This window comes from Salinispirillum sp. LH 10-3-1, assembly GCF_030643825.1.
Taxonomy (GTDB): Bacteria; Pseudomonadota; Gammaproteobacteria; order Pseudomonadales; family Natronospirillaceae; genus Salinispirillum.
The window spans coordinates 2,677,496-2,699,521 of record NZ_CP101717.1 but is presented as its reverse complement, the minus strand read 5'-3'; the positions used below and the strand labels follow the sequence as shown (position 1 = coordinate 2,699,521).

Genomic DNA, 22,026 nt, shown 5'->3' with positions numbered 1-22,026 from the left:
CGCCCTACTGGCGCAGGTAGTCGAGCAGAGCCTTGGTCGGCATAGGCTTGGCGTAGTGATAACCCTGTGCCTCGTCGCAACCCAAGGCTTTAAGCGCACGCTCCTGCTGTTCGGTTTCGATGCCTTCGGCAATGGTGTGCAGCCCCAGCTTTTTCCCTAAACCGATAATGGTTTCCGCTATAGCGGCTCCGCTAGGCTGGTCGATATCGTGAACGAAGGCACGGTCTACTTTAATTCGGTCCAATGGCAGTTGGCGTAAGTAATTGAGTGATGAAAAACCGGTGCCGAAGTCGTCTAACGCGATCTGAACGCCCAAGGCTTTGAGCTGATGCAGTGCGGTAATCACCACCTGTGGCTCGTCCATGATGATGGATTCTGTGATTTCGAGTTCTATTTGGCGCGGCTTGATGTTGAACTCTTTCAGGCAGCGCGCCACTTGCGCTGGAAAATCGGCATTGCGAAACTGCGGCATGGAAACGTTGACCGCAATACGTAAACCATGCAAATTCTGCGCTTGCATGCTCTGCAATTGCTGACAGGCTTGGCGCAGCACCCAAAGGCCTATGTCCACAATCAATCCAGAATATTCCGCAATGGGTATAAAGGTGTCTGGCGGGATAAAGCTGCCGTCTGGTTGAGGCCAACGCAGTAAGGCTTCCATGCCAATTACCGCGTGGGTGGTTAAGTCTATTTGTGGTTGGTACCACAACTCCAAACCCTCTTTATCAAAGTCTGACTGCAGTGAGCGAACGATATCGAGCCGATCTTGCGTCGCCTGCTCCATGCTCGGCGAAAAATAGGCTGTATGTAATGTCGAGTCTTTTTTTGCGGCATTCAGGGCTATATATGCTCGCTTGAGCATGGTCAACCCATGGTCGCCGATGTCGGCGAAGCGTGCATAGCCTAATGTTGCTGATATGGGGAGGTGGTGCTCGAGTGCTTCAAAGGGTGGCTCAAATGCTGCTTGAATGGCGCCAGACGTTAATGCCAGCTCATCCCCGATCAGGCCAAAGACGTCGGCATCAATACGCGCGATGGTGGCGAAGTCACCAAAGGTAAGCTGGAGACGGCGGGCGACCGATTGCAGTAAGGCATTACCAACTTCTTGCCCTAATCCGTCGTTAATGTCAGAGAAATGATTGATGTCGATCAGCACAACCACACGAGGTTCGTCATTTGAGTGCTGGGCAGATCGCGACAGCAAACGAGTGAATTCGTTGCGGTTCGGTGTGCGGGTCAGCGGGTCTGTATAGGCCGCATGGCGTAGCTGCTGGAACAGGGCGACATTTTCATAGCTGACCGAGATGTTATTGAGAAAAACTTCAATCAGCTGACGGTCGTTGTCCAGAATAGGGTGGTGGGTTTGAATATACACCGCTGCCTTGGGGCTGTTGTGACCGATGTACAGCGTGGTGTCGGCTTCGCCGTATATGTGTTGCTCTTCTTCCAGGCAGCGTTGTATCTGGGCCACGATGTGTTCGTTGGCCAGATGGTCGAGCGTGCTGTGGATGAATTCGGCATAACGGCCCGCCGCGCCCATAACGAGCACTTGATCAGACTGATTGCCATCATCGTCAAGGCAGGCGCAAAGTACACCTTCGGCATTCAGGCCCAGTAACGATGATATCTGCGTGATGACGCCGTCGGAAAAGTCTTGGAGTGAATGCAGCTCCATCAGGTTGGCACCGGCGTGAATGATTTTTTCCAGCCCGACGCGGTTTTGATTGATGGTACGAATTTGTTGAAAGGATCGCAGTGAAGCCACGATGGCGGTCACGAGGTGGGCTCGCGTCAGTTCATTTTTGGTTTTGTAATCGTTGATGTCATAGTCTTGAATGACGCTTTCTTCGGGAGCGTAACCCGGTTGCCCGGTCCGCAAAATGATTCTGACTTCATGATTGTGCATGATATTGCGGATGTGCTTAACCGCATCCAAGCCGGCGTATTCGTTCTCCATGACCACATCAAGCAGTACGACGGCGATTTCGTTGTCTTGCCGCAGTAGCTCCAGGGCTTCAGCAGCACTGTAGGCACTTAAGAACTCAATCGGTCGCCCCATGACCTCCAAATTCTTTAAGGCCAAGCGAGTGACTGTATGAACCTCTTCATCGTCGTCAGCAATAAGGATTTTCCACGCTGGCCGCCGCAGTGCTTGTGGTTTTACAACCTCGGCAGCGAATTGAAATAGATCGTTTGAGCTGGGTTGCTGTTTGGTCATGCTGACTGCTCTTGTTGCGTATATTCTCTGCAATACCAACACCGGTGTTCTTTTTACGTCAGTTCAATGCTGTCAGATTCATGTGTGCGCACATGGATGGACAGAGTGCCTGCATGGTGAGAGATCCGAGCCCTACTCAAATTGGTCACACTGGTTCCTTAATATCGTGTGGCTGCATTGTATGCTGTCAGTATAGTTGGTGTTGATAAGAGTTGCGTAAAATAAAAAGGCCGCAGTGTGCGGCCTGTATTTGTGCAGATAACGACTTAGCGTCGGAATGACTGCGTGCTGTACTCGCTGTAGGGCAAGCGTTGAACTGTGCCGACAGATTTCACATAGTCCACGAAGGACTGGGCGTAATCGAGATAGGTGTTGGTCACTCTGCCATCGGCATAGATTTCGCCGAAGGTTACATAGCCATCCTGACCACGGGCAATAAAGTCATTGGTAACCACGGTGTAGGTGCGACTCATGTTGATTGGCGACCAAGAGGTATCTTGTTTAAGTTTGACTTGCAGGCCACTGACCCGTTGGCCTTTCGGGCGTGTGCCGTCGACGTTAAAGCGCAAACCAGAGGCATAGGGGTAGGCACCCGTTGAGCCGTCTGGCTGTAAGGCAAAATCAATAGCATCTTCTAGCACGGCTTTGATCTCCGCGCCGGTCATTTCAAGGTTCACCAGGGTGTTGGCGAAGGGCAGCAGTTGGTAAGCCAAGCCAACGGTGATGTCGCCAGCCGGTACGTCGATGCGGACGCCACCGCCGTTCTGAATGGCAATGTCAGACTCTAGGCTCATTTGCTTGAACGCCAAGGCGACCAGCGTTGAAATGTCGGAACCGTGTTGTGCGGTTTCAGCGGGCGCGCAGATGTTGCTGCGGGTTTCGCCGGGAATACGCACTAAGCATAGGTTGTCGGTATTGCGGCCAATCACGTCCTGTTTCAGTACGTCGACCTGCGCGGTGTAGCTGCTGAGTGTATTGGCGGCTTGAGCGTCTGGGGTTACCAGCGTCAGAACGGGGCTGGCGGCGACCTCTGTGAGCACCGCATCACGCGCTGTACCTGTCAACGGCACACGTTGGCCACTGCTGTCAGCGCGCTGAAAGGTATCGCCCAGCAACAGGTGAGGGCTGCCACCACAGTTTACGACGTTGCCGTTGTCGTCCCACTGAACGCGCAACTCACCCACCACCAGGGAGTATTCCCATGCCTGTGCGATACACACCGTGTTGCCATCGGCGTTGGTCACTACCGTGGGGTAAGGGCCCGCTGGGCTAAGGCCGAATTGACGGAATTCGTCACCCAGCAAAGTGTGCGAGTCGCCACCGATGATGACGTCTACGCCACGTAATTGTTGTGCCATGGCGATGTCATTGTCGTATTGGTAGTGTGTGACCAATACGATTTTATCGATACCCTTAGCCGTCAGCTCATCGATGTAGCGCTGGGCGGTTTCGACTTCGTCGAGGAAGACAGTGGTAGCATCTGGTTTCGATGAGTTCTTGGTTTTGTTGGCGATATCGATACCAATAAAGCCAACTTGCTGACGACCGAAGGTTTTGATGGTGTAAGGCTGAAAATAATCCCACTGAGTCTGTGGGGCGAGTGGTGATACGCCGACCTCAGGCACCACGTTCGCGGCGAGGACGTCCGTGTTGCAGTCGCCTGCACTCAGGAAATCCAGAAAGTTGACCAAGCCAGCGTCGCCGTCATCAAACTCATGGTTACCGAGCGCGAAGATATCGAAGCATGCTTCGTTCATCATTGCTGCGTCAGCTTCACCTTTGAACAGGGTGTAATAGAGATCACCGGTAATGGCATCACCAGCGTGTACCTTAATGCTGTGTCCAGGCTGCGCTTCCAATGCTTTTATTAAGCCAACGGCGCGGGGGAATCCACCGATTTCAACACGGGTGCGTTCGCCGGCCAAAACTAAATCGGTTCCGCTGTTTGGAAACAGGCGAGAGTGGTGGTCATTCATGTGAATGATGGTCAGATCCAGTGCGCCTGTGCCGTCGGAGGGCGCCATCATGGCGCAGGCACCGAAGGTCATCGCTGCGCCAGCGGCGGCGGTGATAAGCAGTTTTCTGTACATTTTCTTATTCCCTATAAATATGTAGTAGAGTGTGAGAGCAAGGCTCTAAACTTCTTTGAGCAATATGTGTTCCCAATATGTCGTTTGAATGACATGCTGTTAACTTATTACGAAAGAGACACAGTTCCATGGCCATAGCGGACATCATGACGCGCAAGGTGGTCTCCATAGGTATGGATGATACGCTGGCGGAAGTCAAAACCATTTTCGACAACACCAAATTTCATCATCTATTGGTGATTCAATCGGGCAATTTGGTCGGGGTGGTGTCTGATCGTGACCTGTTGAAGGCGATCAGTCCTAACTTGGGTACGGCGGCGGAAACCGCCAAAGACCTAGCGACACTCGACAAAAAAGTCCATCAGGTTATGTCACGTAAGCCTGTGGTGGTGAATGAAACAGCGGCTGTGCATGCTGCGGTGAGCTTGATCAATGAAAAGGGAGTGTCGTGCCTACCCGTGGTCAATGATTCGGGAAAGGTCGTAGGTATTCTGAGCTGGCGCGATATCTTTCGTGAGTTGGAGCGCGTAAGTCGACAAAAACATGGATGAATTTTGCGGCAGCGTTATTGACGTTGCCGTCTGTGCTTTATTCTTTCCCAAATGGCACAGGCTGAAGATTATTGTTATCTAAACTGGCATCTCGGCAGCCTTGCGGCTAAATTCAAACGTACGTTTAAATTCTTTCGTTCAATCCAATGAGGTAGCTATGAATCACCTGCTCGTAATCATTATCGCTGTGGTGGTAATGTTCACGGTTATGCGCCGTGAGTTGGGGGCTGTCGTCAGTGTCGCGGCACTGGTTGCCTTGGCCGTCGTCGGTTTTTACCTGCGCAGCCCGCTACTGGCTCTGTTGTTTATCGTTGGCGCTGGTATTACTGCCGTCGCCGGTCTGCCGGTGTTCCGCCGTACCTGGCTAACGCCACAGATTTTTGCCCTGTTCAAGAAGATTGCTCCTAAGGTGTCGCCGACCGAACAGGTCGCATTGGACGCCGGTACGGTAGGTTGGGACGGTCAGTTGTTCTCCGGCCGTCCAGACTGGAATCAGTTGTTGAACAACCGCTATTCCGGCCTTACGGCGGAAGAGCAAGCGTTTCTTGATAACCAGTGTTCCAAAGCGGTCAGCATGTGCAACGCGTGGGAAATCGCCGTTGAACGTGCCGACATGCCGAAAGAGCTGTGGGACTTCCTGAAAAAAGAGAAGTTCTTCGGCATGATCATCCCGAAAGAATACGGTGGTTTGCACTTCTCTGCGAAGGCGCAATCAGCCGTACTGCAAAAGCTGGCTGGTAACGAGACGTTGATGTCCACCGTTGGGGTGCCGAACTCCTTAGGCCCCGGTGAATTGCTGGTTAAGTACGGTACGGAAGAGCAGAAGAATCATTATCTGCCACGTTTGGCGGATGGCCGCGAGATCCCTTGTTTTGGTTTGACTGGCCCGCGTGCAGGTTCCGACGCCACCTCTATTCCAGACACCGGTATTGTCTGCAAAGGCAAATTCGAAGGTAAAGAAGTGCTGGGTATTCGCCTGAACTTCGAGAAGCGTTGGATTACTCTGGCGCCCGTTGCAACTGTGGTTGGCTTGGCCTTCCGCATGTTCGACCCCGATGGGTTGGTGGGCGACAAGAAAGACATCGGTATTACCTGTGCGCTGATTCCGCGCGGCACTAAGGGCATGGAAATCGGACGTCGTCACCACCCGATCGGCAGCCCTTTCATGAACGGCCCTATTAAAGGCAAAGACGTGTTTATCCCACTGGATTGGATCATCGGTGGTGTGGATATGGCCGGTCAGGGCTGGCGTATGCTGGTTGAGTGTCTGTCGGTAGGCCGTTGCATTACCTTGCCGTCGGGCGCCAGTGGCTCCGCGCGTTATGCCGTGGGTTGGTCAGGCGGTTTCACGCGTGTGCGTCGTCAGTTCAATACCTCGGTCGCCAACATGGAAGGTGTGCAGGAGCCCTTGGCTCGTATGTCTTCTATGGCATATATCTCGCGCGCCACAGTGTCACACACCGCCAACATGATCGACAGCGGTGAGAAGCCTGCGGTGCCGTCAGCAATTCTGAAAAGTCAGCTGACTGAATTCCAGCGTCAGATCATGATGGATGCGATGGACGTACACGGTGGTCGTGCCGTTACTCTTGGGCCGCGCAACTATCTGGGTGTGGGTTTCTCGGCCACACCAGTCGCCATTACGGTGGAAGGCGCGAACATCATGACGCGCTGCCTGATGATCTTTGGCCAGGGCGCTATTCGTTGCCATCCATGGGTATTGGCAGAACTGGAAGCCAAAAACAACGACGACATCAAAGCGTTTGATAAAGCGTTCTTCGGTCACGTTGGTTTGATCATGGGTAATGCTACCCGCGCCTTTACGGCAGCGATTGGTATTCCCACCGGTGGCAATCCATTTGATTCGGCGGCAGCGCCTTACGCCAAAGCCGTTAACCGGTTCAGCGCGGTATTGGGTCTGTTGTCCGACGCCGCTATGACCACCTTGGGCGCGACGTTGAAGCAACGCGAACTGCTGTCTGGCCGATTGGGCGATATTTTGTCTAACCTGTACTTGCTGTCGATGGTGTTGAAACACTGGCACGAAGGCAAAAAAGTGCCCGGTGAAGAAGCCTTGATGCGCTACAGCGCCGAGTTCTTGCTGCACCGCTTAGAAAACGCCGTCTGTGGTGTGTTGGACAACCTGCCGAACCGCTTGGTGGCCTTCAAGTTGCGCGCGCTGGTAATGCCTTTGGGACGTCGTTGGCCGATGCCGTCAGACAATCTGACGACGGCGATTGCGAACGATGTGTCGAACAACACGCCGTTGCGTGACTATCTGATCGAAGATACGTGGAACACGCAAGATAAAGGCGCGGTGGAAAACCCGTTGGCACGTTACAACGCCTTGCTGCGTGACTACGATAAAGCCGAGAAGATCTACCGCACGGCAAGCAAAGCTTATGCGCAAGGTGAGCTGCCGATGACGGCGCTGCATCCCGAAGAGCGCTTTGTGGCCGCGGCAGAAGCGGGCTTGATCAGCGCCGATGAAGCGGCATTTATGAAGACGTTCGAAGCAGAAGTGCTCGATATGTTGACCGTAGATGACTTCGCTTTTGACGAGCCAGCACGCCACAAGGACAAGATCGTCGTACACAACGACTGATCAGCCGCTGTAAGTCGCTGAAGTTAAAAAGCCGCTTCTTGGAAGCGGCTTTTTTATTCCACTATGACTCCAGTGTTTGGCGAACGTCGGCGAATAGGTAGCAATCTACCGTGTGCAAAGGTTAGACAATTATACCCGTTGCGGGTATAGTTTTGAGTATGGAAGTGTTAAGAATCTTAAAGCGAAAGGATTTTGCGCGGTGGCAGACTGCTGAGAAGCTGTCCGATGCGGCTTTGTGCAAGGCGGCCCAGGAAATGGAAAGTGGACTGATTGATGCTGACTTAGGCGGCCACCTCTACAAAAAGCGAGTCGCCCGCCGAGGTGCAGGTAAGAGCGGCGGTTATCGTACATTATTGTCGGCTCGCGTCGGCCACCGTTATGTATTTCTGCATGGGTTCCCGAAAAGCGACAAAGCGAACATCACGCGAGACGAGAAAAATGCGCTGCAATATGCTGGTAAGGTATTTCTGGAGCTCTCAGCTGAGGAATTGGTAAAAGCATTGCAGGCCGGAGTTTTACTGGAGGTGTGTTGTGACGAGCAAAATCATTGAATCCCTGCGCGGTGACCTAGACGCATTGCACAACGTTGGTGCAATCAGCAAGGTGACGATGCGTGAGTTCGACGCGATCTGTCCTCCGCCAGTACGCGAGTTCAGTGCTGACGACATTAAGCGTTTGCGTGAGGGGCTGCACTTCAGTCAGCCAGTGTTTGCCCATCATCTGCACACCACCGCCTCAACGGTGCGCAAGTGGGAGCAGGGCGAAACGCGTCCAGCCGGTCCTGCGCTCAAGCTGCTTAATGTTATCGCCGACAAAGGCTTGCAGGCCATTATTTGATAAATGTAAAACGGAGATGCAGTTATTTACTCGTGCCAACTGCTTGGTACCTTCTTATTTTACCTCTCCAATTATCCAATGTGGGACTTGTTGCTCCCTTAAAAAATCACCTGCCTGCACACCCTGCAACATCGCCAGTGTCGATAGAATGCCCGCTTCCGTGCAGGTCGGCGCAGCCACAGTGATGGAGCGTGGCGCGCCCATCACTGGATACCCGGTTAGCGGGTTGAGAATGTGTCCATACCGCGTACCCTGATGCATAAAGAAACGTCGCGTATCGCCGCTGGTGGCTAGGGCGCCCGCATGCAACGACAGCGCCCCAATGGCTTCTTGTACTGAATCGGGGTTCTCTAAACCCAGGTTCCAAGGTGCTCCTCCCGCGCGCGACTGATTACAGCGCAGGTCGCCGCCCAGATTGACCAAGCAAGGCAGATTGAGTGCTGCACTCAATTGCAACAACGTGCGGTCCACCGCGTATTCTTTGACGATACCGCCAAAATCGATTTCCATGCCTTCTGGTAGAGTCAGATCAGTGCCCGTCCACGTCAAGCGCTGCCAGCCGATGTGAGGCAGTAGCTGGGTAATTTGCACCGGCTCGGGAAAGGTCGTTAGGCCATCGCTGCCAAAACGCCAAATCTTGCGCAACAGACCAGAGGTGATGTCGAACAACCCGTCGCTGAGCTGATAACACTGCGCGGCAAAGTTTAGTAACCCTGCCGTTTCAGGGTCTACCGTCTGAGCTTTGCCTGCCTGTTGGTTGAGTCGGCTGATGACACTGGTGTTCAAGTATCGACTGTATTTGTCTTCAATGCGCCAGACTTCTTGCGCAGCGGTTCGCACCGCATCAAGCATTGGCTGCTGTAAGGCATTTTTGTCTGCATCGACCAGTATCTCTCCGGTACTGCCCATGGCGTTGAAGCGCGCTCGCCACAGCCTTTGCTGTGCATTGAAGTGGAATTCGAAATGGCGGTCAGTAGGCATAGGAACAGGGATCAGTGGCCATAAGTTTGAACTGAAATGGGTATTGCTCAAAAAGCCGCGAACAGCATCACAGTTTTGCATGTGCTTTGTACCATAGCTAAGAAAGCAGGCCTACTATGCATTCTAATTGATGCCCAACTCTGTGCTTTCGACGCGAGAGGTTGTTTCGGCAAACTTAACAATGATCGCAGCCTGAGACACGCCCATGAACCATTCAACCACCCCTTCCTTCGGTGCTATAGCCACCGGGCTTTTGATGGCTGTTGTGCTGGCCGGATGTAACCCTGGCACTCCTGACCAGAATCAACAACGCCAAATCAATGTCACCGGCGCAGCCGCGCCCTTGTCGAGCAGTGACTACCGAGCGCTCACGCCGGAACAACAATACGACGTGGCGAACAAGCTGTTGAGTAGTTTTTATCGTGGTGTGCCGGTTGATGAGTTTTTTGACCTGTCGTACGGCATGAGCGAATTGCGGCTCCGCCAACCGGATTTCCTGGCAACCACACGGCAAGCTTTGAACCGACCACTTCTGCCCGAGGTGCGCGCGTCGATCCGTGCGGAAATCGGTTTGCTGCCGGACAACACGCCGGTCAATCAGTCGAACGTACTCTACGAATTCACCACCAACACCAATGACAACAGCACGGTATTACATCGCCAAGTACCGCTGGCGCAGATCATTGAATACCCCATCAGCCGCGATCTGTATGTGGAGTGGATGGCCTATTTTTTAACCAACACCATCATGTTTTCGCCTGCATTGGAAATGGAAAGCACGGATGCGAAAGACGCCGCTTTTGTCTACGGCTTTCTACGCAACAGCATTCGGAACGGTACATCGATCCAGGATACCGTACGTCAGTATTTGGGAACGCAATCACGCTGGCGCGTATCGCGCTCGGCTGAAAACCATGCCTTGGAAGCTTATGAATTATTCCTTGGGTTGTTTGAGACCGAAGAAGACTCGCGCCGCGGCGGTATCGCTTGCAGCGAGTGGCGTCTAACGCCGGAATCGGCCCAGTATCAACTCGTGCGCAGTGGGGAGCCAAATACGCAGTACCAAAAGGTGCTGGATAACTATTACATTTTGGACTGCGACGACCTCCACAGTTTGATTGTGTCGCACCCGCTGTTCATCCCTCGCGTTACTGAGGTGATCGTTAACTACTTCCTGGCAGAAGAGAGCGCTCAGGTGCGGAGCGCTTTTGTGGCGTCTATTGCTGCCGCGCAACCGCAGACGTTTGAAGACATCTTTTCAGCGATTTTGTTCTCTCGGCATTACCTGCTGCACAGTGAACGGCCCTTGTGGTTTGAGGAGAACTTCTTCGGCACTCTTCACCGCCTACGTTGGACCGTTGCACGCAATCAAGGCTGGATTGGTCGTCCTGTTCTCCGTCATCTGCAAGAACATCAATGGTCCGCACTCTTTCAGCGCAATATGGGCAGTGCAGCGATGGAATATAAAATTGGCCGTACGCCCAGCGTACCCATGGACGCCATGAGTTTTGCCTCCCAAGCAAAAGCGATGCGTGAGCAGGTGTTTGTGAACAACCGTAATGGTTGGCAGGGCGGCACCTATTCCAGTAATACGACGGGGTTCCGTGGTCTTCTATTGGAGGCCGTGCCACGCACGGATGACCCCACGTTATGGCAAACTCAGCGGCGTCCAGATGTAGAGGCTTTGACGGCTGCCGAGTACTTAGATTACCTGTTTCTGACCACGTTGCGCCGTCGTGCTACAGACGCAGAACGTCACGGCTTGCTCAGCGTGATGCGTACTGATGATGGTACGCCTGGAATGGATTTAATTCGCGAGATTGATGGTGCGGTGTCTGTGCGACCTAATAACAATTACTACTACACTGAAGTCGCGCAGATAGTGTTCGAGTACGTCGCACGCCTGCCAGAATTTTATTATCAGCGCCGCACATTTGCCGTGGCCGGAACAGGAGGTGCACAATGAATCGTCGTAGCTTTTTACGCAGCTTGGCGTTAGCGCCTGTCCTGCCCAGTGCCTTAAGTTTGTCAATGCTATCAAACCGGGCTCAAGCGGCAGGCTTGAACTACCAAGCGGTGAACTTTAGCGCACCGGCCGTGATGCCGCAGGTAATCAATATCTTTCTGTATGGCGGAGCATCCGAGTTGGCGGGCAATCTGACCAATATTGGGGATATCAACCTGCATTCAGAAAATTCCTATACCGGTGCATTTGGTGGGGGAATATTGAATCAGCGGGATGGGAATACAGACCCGTTTAACGGCGGTCAGCCGCAGATTACCCCACACGGTTTTTGGGCCGGTGCTGGCGGCACCTATATGGAAGACATGCTGGCCAGTGGTGACTTGAGCGTTTATCGCACCATTCATCGGCGTAAAAACGGTACGCGCTCGCATCGAGAAGCCATCTTCATCAATCAGAAGGGCGCCTTGGATGTTGAAAATTCGCCGGGTTTAGGAACACGACTGGCGTTGATGCTGCATACGCATCGTAATGCACTGGCGGGCAGCGGTTGCGTGTTAGCAGACGGTCGTTCCATCGGCAGTTTCGACGATGGTTTATTGGGCTTGCCTCTACCATTCGTTTCTTTTGAGGGGCAAACCACGGCGTACGCACAAGACCCCGCAATGGCAACCCCGATGCCGCTGCGCGACCTGTCGCTGAACGCTAATTTAGACAATCCGTATTCGCGGTTAGGCGGTATCACGGGTAATGATGTGGTCAATAGCCGCATTGATCAGCTTGTGGCTGACTTGTCCGGGCAGGCCGACCGCTTCAATAAGGCCCGCACCGGGTTCACCGCCCGTGAAGCCATGGCGGCCTTGGTAGGAGACCTACAGGACGCTCGCAGCGCAGAATTGCCTTTGGTAGCTGATGGTGACCCTGATCGTGACAATGCAACCGGTCGACTCATATACCCCAACAACGGCTTTGCCAATCAGATACGTGCTGCGGTGACCTTGGCGATTCACAACCCGTCGACGCTGTACGCATCGGTCGGTACGCCGGGCTTGGGTGGCTGGGATGACCACAACAACGCGGTTGATCGCTATCGCGGGCGATTTGCACAGCTTATGCAGGCGCTTCGAGTGGCCGCTAAGCACATTCGACTGATGCACAATCGAAACATTGCCTCAGGTGCACAACGACGTACTGATAACATCATCATTAATGTCTGGGGAGATTTTGGCCGCTTGGTGAATTTGAACAATTCACGTGGTTGGGATCATGCGAACAATCAGAACTTGTACACCATTGGCGGCGCGGGTGTGCGTCCTAGCGGAGCGTCGGCGCTGGGTAAGGTGGTGGGTACCACGGAGCGTGTTGGCCGGACGAAAACCAACAATCAGTACACGCAGCCTACCAATGACAGTTACGAAGCAGAGGCTATGAGCATAGCGGCGTCAATGTATGGCTATTTCGGTGCGCAAAACCCACAGGTGATGACGGCAGATCCGGTGTTTAACCCCGATGGTGATGTACCCCTGGATGAACAGTTAGCCGGTAAATCACCGTTGTTTTAGGGGGGGGAGGAGTGCAGCCCCTGTGCGAAGGCGGGTATAAATACCCGCCCTACGGGGCGCTCGATGTATTTTCAAAGCTGATGCTGACAATCAACGCCTGATTCCGCTCATGCGTGGCGTCTTGAAATTCCTGATGGAAATAAGCCAGTCGCGGCTGCAGGGAACCCCATGTGTGGACCGGGATGCTGAATTTAAGCCCCACTGTATAGCTTTGCATCTGCGCCAATCGGCTGTCCGAGCTGGCAAATTCGGGCAGGGCTGCGTAGGGCTCAAGAGAGCGCAAATAGAAATCAGCAGCGGTTTGGAAGTGGAATCGTCCAAAGGGTTCGATAAAACGTGCGCCGCCATCCAAGCTGTAGCGATATTGACTGTCCAGCGTAATAGACTGTACACCCCAGTCGTCGCCGTACAGGCGCACAGAGCCACCTAGAATATTGCCGTCCGGTCGTTGTTGGCGCATGGAGGAATACAGTGCAAGGCGGCGCCGCTCGTCCGGGCGACCTTCGTAAAAGCGTTCCATCTCCACGTCATCACTGTCAGCCATGCTAAAGACCTTGTACGGGTCTGTGTGATAACCCAAAGAGTGCGAGTAGGTCACATTGAACTGTGCCACTGTACGACGATCTAAAACCTGCGTTACGCCCAGCAATCCGCTGAAAGAGTTGCGCCGCCCGGCGTCATAGAAAATGGCATCTTCCACATTGGTCATCGGGCCGGGTGTAGTGCCATCGCGCTTGGCGTTTTTGTCGCCTTCTGCGCCAACGCCCACTGACAGCGTCGTGAGTCGGTTGTTGATGTCCAAGCTGGCTTTTATACTGCCGCCAATCGCTGTGAAGTCACTTTCTACGGACGCATAGCCGCCGTATGCTACGCGGAAGAGTCTGGTGTAGCTGTGTTCCCAGTTGGCATCCACCGACAAGCGGGTGTCACTGAACTCTGCCATTGCCGTACCTGCGCCGGAAACGTCAAAGCCGCCGCCGGAGGTCCCTGTGCTGGTGACGACACTGTCGCCATCAATGGCACCGGTTGGCGTTGCACCGGTCATGGTGTCGAGTACCACGCCCAATTGAATGCGCGCGTCGTCACTGATCTGGCCACGAATATTGGCAATATAAGACTGCACGCTGATACGGTCGCGTTCGCGATAGTCCAGGTAGGTTAGGTTGGTGATCCATTCATTGCTGTATTCTTGCGCGGCCGGACTCTGGCACAACAAAGTACCTGTGGCGACAGCCAGCATGGCCCGAACATTTTTCTTGTCAGTTGCAGCCACAGCCTCCGCCTCCAACACCAGAGCCGCCGGTGGCCGCTTCTTTGCTGAAGTAAATGTGGCTGTCGACATAGGTATCGACCGGGTGACCGTCAATCTCCATGCCGGGCTGAGCCAACGCGCCGCGTTCCCATACGGGTACCTGAGCACAGCCGGTGAGCGTCAGCAGGAAAGCAATGGTCAGTAAACTGGCGATACGCATGTCAGTAAGTTCCCGCGGCTTGCATCATTTCAATTAAGCGCTGCTCGGTCGCGGCGCGTTCACCCAACCGAAAGCCGATTTTCTCATATTGAATCTGGCCATGGTGATCAATGTAATAAGCGGTTGGCATGCCTTCTACACCGTACAATGGTGGCAAAGATGCTTTGTGGTCGTAGACGATCTGAAAGTCGGCAGGGAAACGGTCCAAGAAACGCTGCGCGTCGGCCTGCGTTTCATCCACGTTCACGGCCAGAATGCGTAGGCCTTGGTCTTTATAGCGCGCATGCAATTCGTTCATAAACGGAAACGACTGTCGACATGGACCACACCAGGACGCCCAAAAATCCAAGTACACAACCTCTCCACGAAAATCAGACAGGGTGTGGCTGCGCCCGGTTTCCGGGTCGGTAAAACTGAAATTGGGGGCTGGCTGGGCCAACAGACCGCCAGATATGATGACCAAAAGCACCGCCAAACGCAGCTGACGCCAGAGTAACGGCAAAATTCGGAGAGAAGTGTAGGTCATGCAGCAGTTCCTCAAGAACAATGCGATAGTTAAGCACGCATCATAGCGCAGTGGTTGACCACGCATAGTGAACCAGTGCGCAAATTCGAGTAGGGCCGGTGTTTACACCTGCCAAAATATCGCGGGTATGCTCTTGCTAAATAAGCATTGCCTCTGGGTAGGAGGCCAGCCCTCTGGCCGAACCAGCGCTATTCGCCGTTTGTTTAACGGCGGGTGTAAGCACCCGCCCTACGTAAATAGGGTGTTTAAATCCAGCCCGCTCTCTAAGTCCAACCCAACCAACGACCGGTTGACTACCGTTTGTCCTGTATTGCCGCTTGCCACCCAGTCGGCAATGGCTTTGTGCAGGTGCTCAATGGTGGTTTTGCCCTCAATTTCAGGGCTGGGCTCGGTGTGCATGCGGTCGATTTCGGCCTCTGGAAACATCTCGCCATAAATGCCTGTTCGCACGCCTTGGCCGATCAACAGCATGTAGTTGCCACGTCCATGGTCAGTGCCGGCGTCAAAGTTGCTTTTAATTTGACGGCCAAATTCGCCGTTAATGACCAGTAAGGTATTGCTCTTGGCGGTACTGTCCATTTGCGTGAACAGCGTATGCAGCCCTTTGCCGGTGCCGAAGAGATCCGAGAAATTCGGCTCTATCATGTTTTTTTGGTTATCGTGGCTGTCCCAACCGCCCATATCAATCGATGCGACGCGCAAGTCCAGCGCGTCGCTGGCGTGGTTCAACATGTCGTGCAGCGTGCGCATCTGGCGGGCAAAATCGCCTTTGTTCAGCCAGGCGCTCGCAGGGGTATCCAATACGTCTTTGCCGTTGAGTGCATCGGCGAGGTCCTGACCGACACGGCGCAACGTGCGCTCATGGTCTATCACGCGTTCAATGCGGTGATTCACGGCGGCGCGCTCACTGAGGCCTTTATAATAACCGCTCATAGCGCGCGACATGTGTGCGTTCCAATGAAACTCGTGTTTGCTTTCGCCTGCCGGTATCCACGTTGGGTTCCAGTCAGCTAAATTTAGCCCCCGGTGATCAAACAGGCCTGCCGTGCGTGCATCCAATATAGTTAACGGGTTATCGGTCGGTGAGCGCAGGTTAGAACCGGTGGCGTCCGGCATATAGCAGAGATTACGCGGCGTGCGGGTCAGTGACAGAACCCGGCCGTCGAGTACGTCGGCAAGGCGACCTGCCCAGCCGGAACGGCCGTATTCATCCGCGGCTGCGTCGTGTCGACCGTAGTCCAAGGCCAGCAGTGAATGCACGTGGTCGCGTGATGGTGAACCCACGACGTTGCAGATCACTGCAACCCCTAAGCCATGGCCGCCAGTACCGGTCAGTAGTTCATGCAGCCAGCTCGCCTCCTCTTTTAATACACCGAAAGTATTACCGTCTACTGTCGCTTCTAGATAGTCCTGCCAATAGCGTGTACTGGCGGTATTGAAATTGCCATTAGCTAATGATTGCGACCGATAATTGTGCTGCCAAAACGCCTTGCCATAAGATTCACTGCTGTTCGGTGGTGGCACGAACAAATGACGAAAATCCGGGCCGCCGTCCAGCGTCAGCTGTACCAATGTGCGTTGGGAGGCGGGTGTTGCCTGGGCTGTGCTCGGTAGGAGCAAGGCACCAGCCGCTGCGCCGGTGAGTAAGCGATGACTGCCCAGGGTGGCACCCAAGGATGCTTTGAGGAACTCGCGCCGTTTCATCAGCGACCCTCCTGATAGAACATATAAGGCGTGGAGACAATAAAATTAATGGCGCTGCCCATACGCCAAGCGAAATCGACCAGATGGTCTTGCTCCGATGCTGAAAGGTTGGCCGCCGTGGGAAGGGCGGGCACGGTGCGGTTTGCTAGTGCGGTATAGGGATCGTGGTAGCGTCCGCCGGCAGTCAGGTCGGTATCGGTAATGACCTCATCCCACTCAACGTCAAGGTTCAGGTCGCGGCGCCAAAAGCGGATCAAATCGTAGCCTGAATCACCAGCCAGAAATGCGTAGACATGGGCGCGCTCCAATGGACCAAAGTTCTTTAAATCGTCCGCGATAAAGCGTTGCCACAACCATTCGCCCAGCATCTCAACCGAATAGCCATCAACTTGGTCTGTTGGTGGCAGAGCAGGCCGCCAGTCTTTTATCCAGACGCGCGGCCCGGTATTTTGTGGGACACGATAGTCGGCTCGACCCCAGCGCCAGCTGTATTCCACGACGAAGTTAAAAATGCGCATGAAATAGTCGCTGTTTTTGTAGGCGTCTTGCCCTGTTTGGCCACCAAATACATTGTGGTGTGGTTCAAAAACCGAAAATCCGTGGTTCCAAAACTCCCAGTCCAGATCGTACAGACGGTAGCCATTGGGTGCTGCCCAGATGTCATCGTTGGTTAAAACGAGGTTGTTGGCGATGCTCAGAGTACGGTCGAACACGTTGAAGTATTTAATGCGTTCTTCGGAATGGAAGTCTTCACTGATGGCGTAGCCCTTGAGAAACGTCATTAGGTCATGCTGATCGTTTTCGACCAAATTCGCCCACCATGTGCGTAGACGTTCTTGCTTCTCGGGTTTGTTAAGGATTTCGTCGTCTGCTAACCAGCGTACAATCAGCACTGGCAGGTTTTCTAAGCTTTGCGGATGCCGGACAGCCAGTGGGCCAAGTTGCTGCATTTTCGCCAGAGCATTATTCCCAGTAATTGTGTGACCAAGAATCTCAAGCGGATCGGTATGATGTTGCTCGGTATTGTAGGACAAGGTGCGGCTGTCGGCGTGATCCCAGTTGCCGTTTAGTCGCATTCCTGTGAGAAGTGCGGCCATGTTTTTAATGCTGATGGTTTCGTGGTAATCGGCGTTAAAGGTGCCAGGGTCTGCGTGATTTGGCCCGCTGGTTAGAATGCCGAAATACAGCTGAAAATACTCTCGGGCAAAATTCTCGTTCCCCCAGAAATGCCATTCTCCCGAATTATCTTTCCAAGCCGTGTTCCATTGATGATTGTACTGCACGGCCACGGCCGAGCTGCTCGCCGCTATGGTCACCAGTTCGTCGAAGGTTTTCCCCGCGGCAACGGCATTCATGATGTCGTCATAGTACTGCACCATTTGCCAATTATTCACGTTGGCATTATGGCTGACCGCCATGTGGTAGTTCGTGAGATACAACCCCAGTTTTTGACGCACGGGGTTCAGACCTCTGGTTTGGCTTGCCTGTACCCAAATGCGCGTGGGTGAGCGCCACGAATCGGCATGGCCACCTAATGAATAACGCTGGCGTTGGCTACGCATTGGATTCGCTGGGTGATTACTCCCCCAATAATCGCTCAGGCCCTGTAAGCTACCATCAGGCCCTATGTGTCGGTGGTCTTCAATGGGGGATAATTTGGGGTGGTGAGGGCCTGCATAAAGAATTTCCTCGATGGCATGCCGCGGGTCCTCCATAGATGCCCAGGTGCTGACCTGAGCGTCCGACGCATGGCCGCCAAAAGCAAACAGGTGCAGTACGCGGCGCACTGCTGCCTCGTCCCAGTCATGTGCAGAAACCTGTTGCAACCCAACCAAGGGCGGTTGATTCAAAGCCAATACCGCACCATCAAGGGCTGGTACGTTTGGCTTTAAATTCGGGTAGTTGGTATCTGTGACCTTGCTTGGCTCTTCCGGCATACAGCCAAGCATGCCCAAGCTGGTGGCCAAAAGGAGTGTGGTCAATAGTCGCATGGCGCCGTCCGATGCGGTTGATACATCCTGAATTATAGCGAGGCATTCACATGCACACTGTTAAATTTCTAATATGACCAAGCTTGAAATGCTGGTTTTATGACGTAGTTCTCAGGCCTTTGCGTCAAACCCCCAGCGCGAAAACCGTCTTGTAGCGCTTTTTGCCTATTCATACTCCATTCACGTCGGTATACTCGCCGCCTGTCAATGCCCCTGTGTTAATGGGCGCATCTGAAAACGTCAGCGCTTTATTCAGCGGTGATCATAACGTTTTTAGCATGCCCCCGAAGGGAAACCAGTGAAATTCTGGTGCTGCCCCCGCAACGGTAATTGAGGATACAGATGTCTTTGCGCCACTGCATATTGTGTGGGAAGGCGATGTCTGGTGAGTGGGTATTCCTGCTCTGCCTCTAAGCCCGGAGACCGAACACAAGCGGCTGTTGCCACGATGCGGTGGGCTATCGTTGGTGAGTGAGATGCTGTTGTGAATGTTCTTCTGCTCAGCGCTCATTCCTTTTCGCCTGCCTTTTACTCCGAATTTTTGAGTTTAAGGACCTTTCAATGAATACCAAATGGCTCGCAGTTCCCTTATTAGGGGCTATCACGTTGAGCGCAAGTGCTGAACTGATGTTGTCTCCGGTCACGGTCACAGCATCACGCTTTCAACAACCTTGGGAAAATACCCCGTCAGGGGTAACCGTATTAAGCGGTGAAACATTGCGCGCGCAAGGCTATACCACGGTTGAAGCCGCGCTAGCGTCTCTGCCCGAACTCAACCCTTCCAGTACCGGTGGTGACCAGCAATTTGGTCTGCGTGGCCTTGCGCCAGGCAGCAGCGATGTTTTGATATTGCTCGACGGTCAGAAGCTGAATCAGAATGACATCTCCGCTGTTCACCTGTCTGGGCTCTCACTGCAGAACGTTGAACGCATAGAGATCATTCGCCGCAGCAGTGGTGTGCTTTACGGCGACCAAGCGGTGGCAGGGGTGATCAATATTGTGACGCAGGCAAACCCCAAGGGGCAGATGTCTGTATGGACCCGTGAAGATGGCCAGCCCAGCGGTTCCATCATGGTGCCTGTTGCTATTAGTGACCAGTTGTCACTGCTGGTGGGTGGCGAGTATGACCAATATGAAGGCTTTCGGGAGAACAGTGGCCGAACCAATGCGTCAGGTTTTGGTGAGTTGACTTGGCGTGCCGCCAGCGGTCAGGTTCGCTTGCGTTCCGAGTATACCGACAGCGAGGTGCGTTTTGCGGGCAGTTTGACGAAAGAAGAAGCGGAAGATGACCCACGCCAAACGAACACGCCGGATGATTTCCAGCGCAACAAAACCTGGTCGCACCGAGTATCTGGAGAGTGGGATGCGTCGGCCGAGTTGTCCGTTGCATCTGAAGCCTATTATCGCACCAACGAATACGAATCTTTTCTCTTCGGTGGTGCAGGCGAGATTCAGCGCGATGCTTGGGGTGTGAGTCCTCGGTTGATCTGGTCACCCTTGGCCTTGTCTGCACTAGAGGTCACGACGGGAGCTGACGTGGTGCGAGCAGAATTGGTTTTTGATAGCGCGTTCACGCAACGTGAAATCACCCAGTGGCAATACGCCGGGTATCTTCAATCAGGTGTGGCGGTGACGTCCGGTCTGACGTTAACCGCCGGTGGTCGCTATGCAGCGACGCAGGAAGAGTTAGTAGACGCCACTGTTTATCCGGAGGGTGAGTCACTCAGTCAGCAAGCATCGGCCTTGGGCTTGGGTGCGCATTGGCAGCAGGGTGAGTTGCACGTGAACTTGAACTGGGAGCAAACGTTTCGCTTTGCCAAGGTGGATGAACAAGCGTTCACCGAAACAGGTGTGACGGGCTTGAAACCCCAGCGTGGGCATACCATTGAAGGCGGTGTGGCTATTCGAAATTCACTGCGCGATGTGGAAATCCAAGGGTACCGTATAACGTTAGTCGACGAAATTTACTACGACCCAACCTTGGATGGCCCATGGGGGGCTGGAACGGGAGCAAATACCAATGGTGATGAATCGGTTCGCACGGGCATGCACGCGCATTGGCAAGAGCAGTGGTTGTCAGCCCTGTGGACGCGCGTAAGCGTTGACTACGTGATCGCCGAGTTCGCCAGTGGCGATAACAAGGGCAAGCGCATTCCCGGTGTGCCGTCGTGGCAGGCTGGTGCGCAGTTGGGGCTTCGCCCGCTTGAAGCGCTGACGTTGGTGACTGATGTGCGGTACTACGGTGAACGCTACCTGGGTGGTGATAACAGCAACAGCAGTGATCCATTGGAGGCTTACGCCTTAGTCGATCTGAGTGCAAATTATCAAGTGCCACGGGTCAACGACTTGAGCATTCAGGCGCGAGTGAATAACGTGCTTGACCAGCAATACAGCGCCGCCGCTTTTGCTTCGAATTGGGGGGCGGACAGTTATTACCCCGGTGATGGTCGGAATTATTTCGCGGGCCTAACGTATCGGTTTTAAATAATGGGTGAAACCATAGGCTTGAAATGATTAACAGCGCTCGCTCCATTCGCCGCATCCTCTTAGTGCTCACCTTATCGGTAGGTTTGCACTTGGCTGTGGCTCTGGGTGCGGCGCTGTCGATGAATTACTGGTGGCCAAGGTCGCCCTCAAGTGTCTCCAGCGCAGAAAGCTCACGCACGCTGTCGCTGGCGCTCGTCAGTTCACCCGAGGAGTCGATTGCCGAGGCGCAGCCAACCGACGATGGCGCTGTGGACAATGCAGTGGAAGCCCCCGCGGCACCGACACCTGCGCCGCCGGCCCCTGAGCCGGATTCCTCTTTACCCCCGCCCATTACAACCGATGAACCTGCATCGTCCACCATCAGTGACGTTCTGCCGGAGCCGGAGCCGGAATTACAGGACCATGGACCTGAACCCATCGTGGAACCGGAAGTGGATATACGCGAAGAGTTTGACCCTATTCCGCTGTTATCGGAGATCGAATCACAGTCGGCAGATGTTGAATTGGCAAAGCATGAAGGTGCTGAAAGTACAGTGGACGTTTCCTCTGTCGATGACCAAGCCGCGCTGGAAGACAATATTACCTCATTGTTGCGGCAGGCGTTGGCTGCTCAGCTGCGTTACCCTGAGCGTCTACGGCGCCGGCAAGCGGAGGATTGCGTGACCGCACGCGTCGATGTGACGGATACAGGGGCGGTATCCTTACTGGCCATTACCGAAGCGAGTCGCCAGCGCGAGTTTAATCAGGAAGTGACGCGTGCGATTGGTGCATTGCCCCGCCTAAAGCTCGATCAACCCATGACTGACTCTGCGTTGCAAATTTCGGTGCCGGTATGTTTTACACTTGCGGTCAACTAATGCGTGCTGAACATGCTGTTTTTGGATAGTGCCAATGAAGCCCATCTATTGGCCCTGAAGGCTGATAATACGAACCTGGTTGAGCCGGACCGATTGTCTTTCGGTGCAGTTAATCCGCAGAATTTCACGCACTTTAGGCCGTATGCATACATTTGAGTGATGCTTGGGTGGCGTGAAAAACG

At 53.8% G+C, this 22,026-nt stretch carries 16 protein-coding genes and 1 riboswitch; of the genes, 8 read left to right on the top strand and 8 right to left on the bottom strand.

Going from position 1 to position 22,026, the window contains the following annotated elements; genetic code table 11:
• Positions 1-4: 4 nt before the first annotated feature.
• Positions 5-2,218, bottom strand: a complete 2,214-nt coding sequence (locus NFC81_RS12295; RefSeq protein WP_304994770.1) for an EAL domain-containing protein — start codon at positions 2,216-2,218, stop codon at positions 5-7.
• Between the two features lie 266 nt (positions 2,219-2,484).
• A complete protein-coding gene (gene nadN, locus NFC81_RS12290) occupies positions 2,485-4,308 on the bottom strand; it encodes an NAD nucleotidase (RefSeq protein ID WP_304994769.1) in 1,824 nt (607 codons plus the stop codon).
• 128 nt (positions 4,309-4,436) lie between these two features.
• Between nadN and NFC81_RS12285 the strand changes: the two genes are divergently transcribed.
• From NFC81_RS12285 to NFC81_RS12270, 4 genes are all read left to right on the top strand, one after another.
• Positions 4,437-4,859, top strand: coding sequence for a CBS domain-containing protein (locus NFC81_RS12285; protein WP_304994768.1), 423 nt, complete (start codon positions 4,437-4,439; stop codon positions 4,857-4,859).
• 157 nt (positions 4,860-5,016) lie between these two features.
• Positions 5,017-7,464: an acyl-CoA dehydrogenase gene (locus NFC81_RS12280; RefSeq protein WP_304994767.1), complete on the top strand. Its 2,448-nt coding sequence runs from the start codon at positions 5,017-5,019 to the stop codon at positions 7,462-7,464.
• Positions 7,465-7,628: 164 nt separating this feature from the next.
• Positions 7,629-8,015 (top strand): type II toxin-antitoxin system RelE/ParE family toxin, encoded by a 387-nt coding sequence (locus NFC81_RS12275; RefSeq protein WP_304996983.1) that lies wholly within the window; start codon positions 7,629-7,631, stop codon positions 8,013-8,015.
• Positions 7,996-8,301: a DNA-binding transcriptional regulator gene (locus tag NFC81_RS12270; RefSeq protein ID WP_304994766.1), complete on the top strand. Its 306-nt coding sequence runs from the start codon at positions 7,996-7,998 to the stop codon at positions 8,299-8,301. The genes NFC81_RS12275 and NFC81_RS12270 overlap by 20 nt, the downstream gene beginning before the upstream one ends.
• Before the next feature lie 54 nt (positions 8,302-8,355).
• Here the strand turns inward: NFC81_RS12270 and NFC81_RS12265 are convergent, their stop codons facing one another.
• The gene (locus NFC81_RS12265; protein ID WP_304994765.1) at positions 8,356-9,282 is read right to left on the bottom strand and encodes an FAD:protein FMN transferase; all 927 of its coding nucleotides are present in this window, start codon (positions 9,280-9,282) and stop codon (positions 8,356-8,358) included.
• 205 nt (positions 9,283-9,487) lie between these two features.
• Here NFC81_RS12265 and NFC81_RS12260 point away from each other — a divergent pair, with 205 nt between their 5' ends.
• Complete coding sequence (locus NFC81_RS12260) at positions 9,488-11,248, top strand: hypothetical protein (RefSeq protein WP_304994764.1); 1,761 nt, start codon at positions 9,488-9,490, stop codon at positions 11,246-11,248.
• Positions 11,245-12,807 carry a DUF1501 domain-containing protein gene (locus NFC81_RS12255; protein WP_304994763.1) on the top strand — a complete coding sequence of 521 codons (1,563 nt, stop codon included), beginning with the start codon at positions 11,245-11,247 and terminating at the stop codon, positions 12,805-12,807. The genes NFC81_RS12260 and NFC81_RS12255 overlap by 4 nt, the downstream gene beginning before the upstream one ends.
• Before the next feature lie 49 nt (positions 12,808-12,856).
• Here NFC81_RS12255 and NFC81_RS12250 read toward each other — a convergent pair whose 3' ends face one another.
• From NFC81_RS12250 to NFC81_RS12230, 5 genes are all read right to left on the bottom strand, one after another.
• On the bottom strand, positions 12,857-14,080 hold the full coding sequence (locus NFC81_RS12250) for a DUF3570 domain-containing protein (protein ID WP_304994762.1): 1,224 nt from the start codon (positions 14,078-14,080) through the stop codon (positions 12,857-12,859).
• Positions 14,067-14,279 (bottom strand): DUF4266 domain-containing protein, encoded by a 213-nt coding sequence (locus NFC81_RS12245; protein ID WP_304994761.1) that lies wholly within the window; start codon positions 14,277-14,279, stop codon positions 14,067-14,069. Before NFC81_RS12245 ends, NFC81_RS12250 begins: the two co-directional genes overlap by 14 nt.
• Position 14,280: 1 nt before the next feature.
• A complete protein-coding gene (locus NFC81_RS12240; protein ID WP_304994760.1) occupies positions 14,281-14,805 on the bottom strand; it encodes a TlpA disulfide reductase family protein in 525 nt (174 codons plus the stop codon).
• A 228-nt stretch (positions 14,806-15,033) separates the two neighbouring features.
• Positions 15,034-16,509, bottom strand: a complete 1,476-nt coding sequence (locus NFC81_RS12235; RefSeq protein ID WP_304994759.1) for a DUF1501 domain-containing protein — start codon at positions 16,507-16,509, stop codon at positions 15,034-15,036.
• Positions 16,509-18,500, bottom strand: a complete 1,992-nt coding sequence (locus tag NFC81_RS12230) for a DUF1800 family protein (RefSeq protein ID WP_304994758.1) — start codon at positions 18,498-18,500, stop codon at positions 16,509-16,511. The genes NFC81_RS12235 and NFC81_RS12230 overlap by 1 nt, the downstream gene beginning before the upstream one ends.
• 289 nt (positions 18,501-18,789) lie before the next feature.
• Positions 18,790-18,925, top strand: a riboswitch (cobalamin riboswitch).
• Between the two features lie 136 nt (positions 18,926-19,061).
• On the opposite strand from NFC81_RS12230, the gene NFC81_RS12225 reads away from it, so the two are divergent.
• Together NFC81_RS12225 and NFC81_RS12220 are read left to right on the top strand one after the other, a co-directional pair.
• Positions 19,062-20,984: a TonB-dependent receptor gene (locus NFC81_RS12225; RefSeq protein ID WP_304994757.1), complete on the top strand. Its 1,923-nt coding sequence runs from the start codon at positions 19,062-19,064 to the stop codon at positions 20,982-20,984.
• 26 nt (positions 20,985-21,010) lie between these two features.
• Positions 21,011-21,844, top strand: coding sequence for an energy transducer TonB (locus NFC81_RS12220; RefSeq protein ID WP_304994756.1), 834 nt, complete (start codon positions 21,011-21,013; stop codon positions 21,842-21,844).
• Positions 21,845-22,026: the final 182 nt, after the last annotated feature.

Excerpts from the sequence above, each read along its gene's own strand:
- NFC81_RS12295 (WP_304994770.1), bottom strand. The coding sequence starts at position 2,218 with ATGACCAAACAGCAACCCAGCTCAAACGATCTATTTCAATTCGCTGCC.
- nadN (WP_304994769.1), bottom strand. The coding sequence starts at position 4,308 with ATGTACAGAAAACTGCTTATCACCGCCGCCGCTGGCGCAGCGATGACC.
- NFC81_RS12285 (WP_304994768.1), top strand. The coding sequence starts at position 4,437 with ATGGCCATAGCGGACATCATGACGCGCAAGGTGGTCTCCATAGGTATG.
- NFC81_RS12280 (WP_304994767.1), top strand. The coding sequence starts at position 5,017 with ATGAATCACCTGCTCGTAATCATTATCGCTGTGGTGGTAATGTTCACG.
- NFC81_RS12265 (WP_304994765.1), bottom strand. The coding sequence starts at position 9,282 with ATGCCTACTGACCGCCATTTCGAATTCCACTTCAATGCACAGCAAAGG.
- NFC81_RS12260 (WP_304994764.1), top strand. The coding sequence starts at position 9,488 with ATGAACCATTCAACCACCCCTTCCTTCGGTGCTATAGCCACCGGGCTT.
- NFC81_RS12255 (WP_304994763.1), top strand. The coding sequence starts at position 11,245 with ATGAATCGTCGTAGCTTTTTACGCAGCTTGGCGTTAGCGCCTGTCCTG.
- NFC81_RS12245 (WP_304994761.1), bottom strand. The coding sequence starts at position 14,279 with ATGCGTATCGCCAGTTTACTGACCATTGCTTTCCTGCTGACGCTCACC.
- NFC81_RS12240 (WP_304994760.1), bottom strand. The coding sequence starts at position 14,805 with ATGACCTACACTTCTCTCCGAATTTTGCCGTTACTCTGGCGTCAGCTG.
- NFC81_RS12235 (WP_304994759.1), bottom strand. The coding sequence starts at position 16,509 with ATGAAACGGCGCGAGTTCCTCAAAGCATCCTTGGGTGCCACCCTGGGC.
- NFC81_RS12230 (WP_304994758.1), bottom strand. The coding sequence starts at position 18,500 with ATGCGACTATTGACCACACTCCTTTTGGCCACCAGCTTGGGCATGCTT.
- NFC81_RS12225 (WP_304994757.1), top strand. The coding sequence starts at position 19,062 with ATGAATACCAAATGGCTCGCAGTTCCCTTATTAGGGGCTATCACGTTG.
- NFC81_RS12220 (WP_304994756.1), top strand. The coding sequence starts at position 21,011 with ATGATTAACAGCGCTCGCTCCATTCGCCGCATCCTCTTAGTGCTCACC.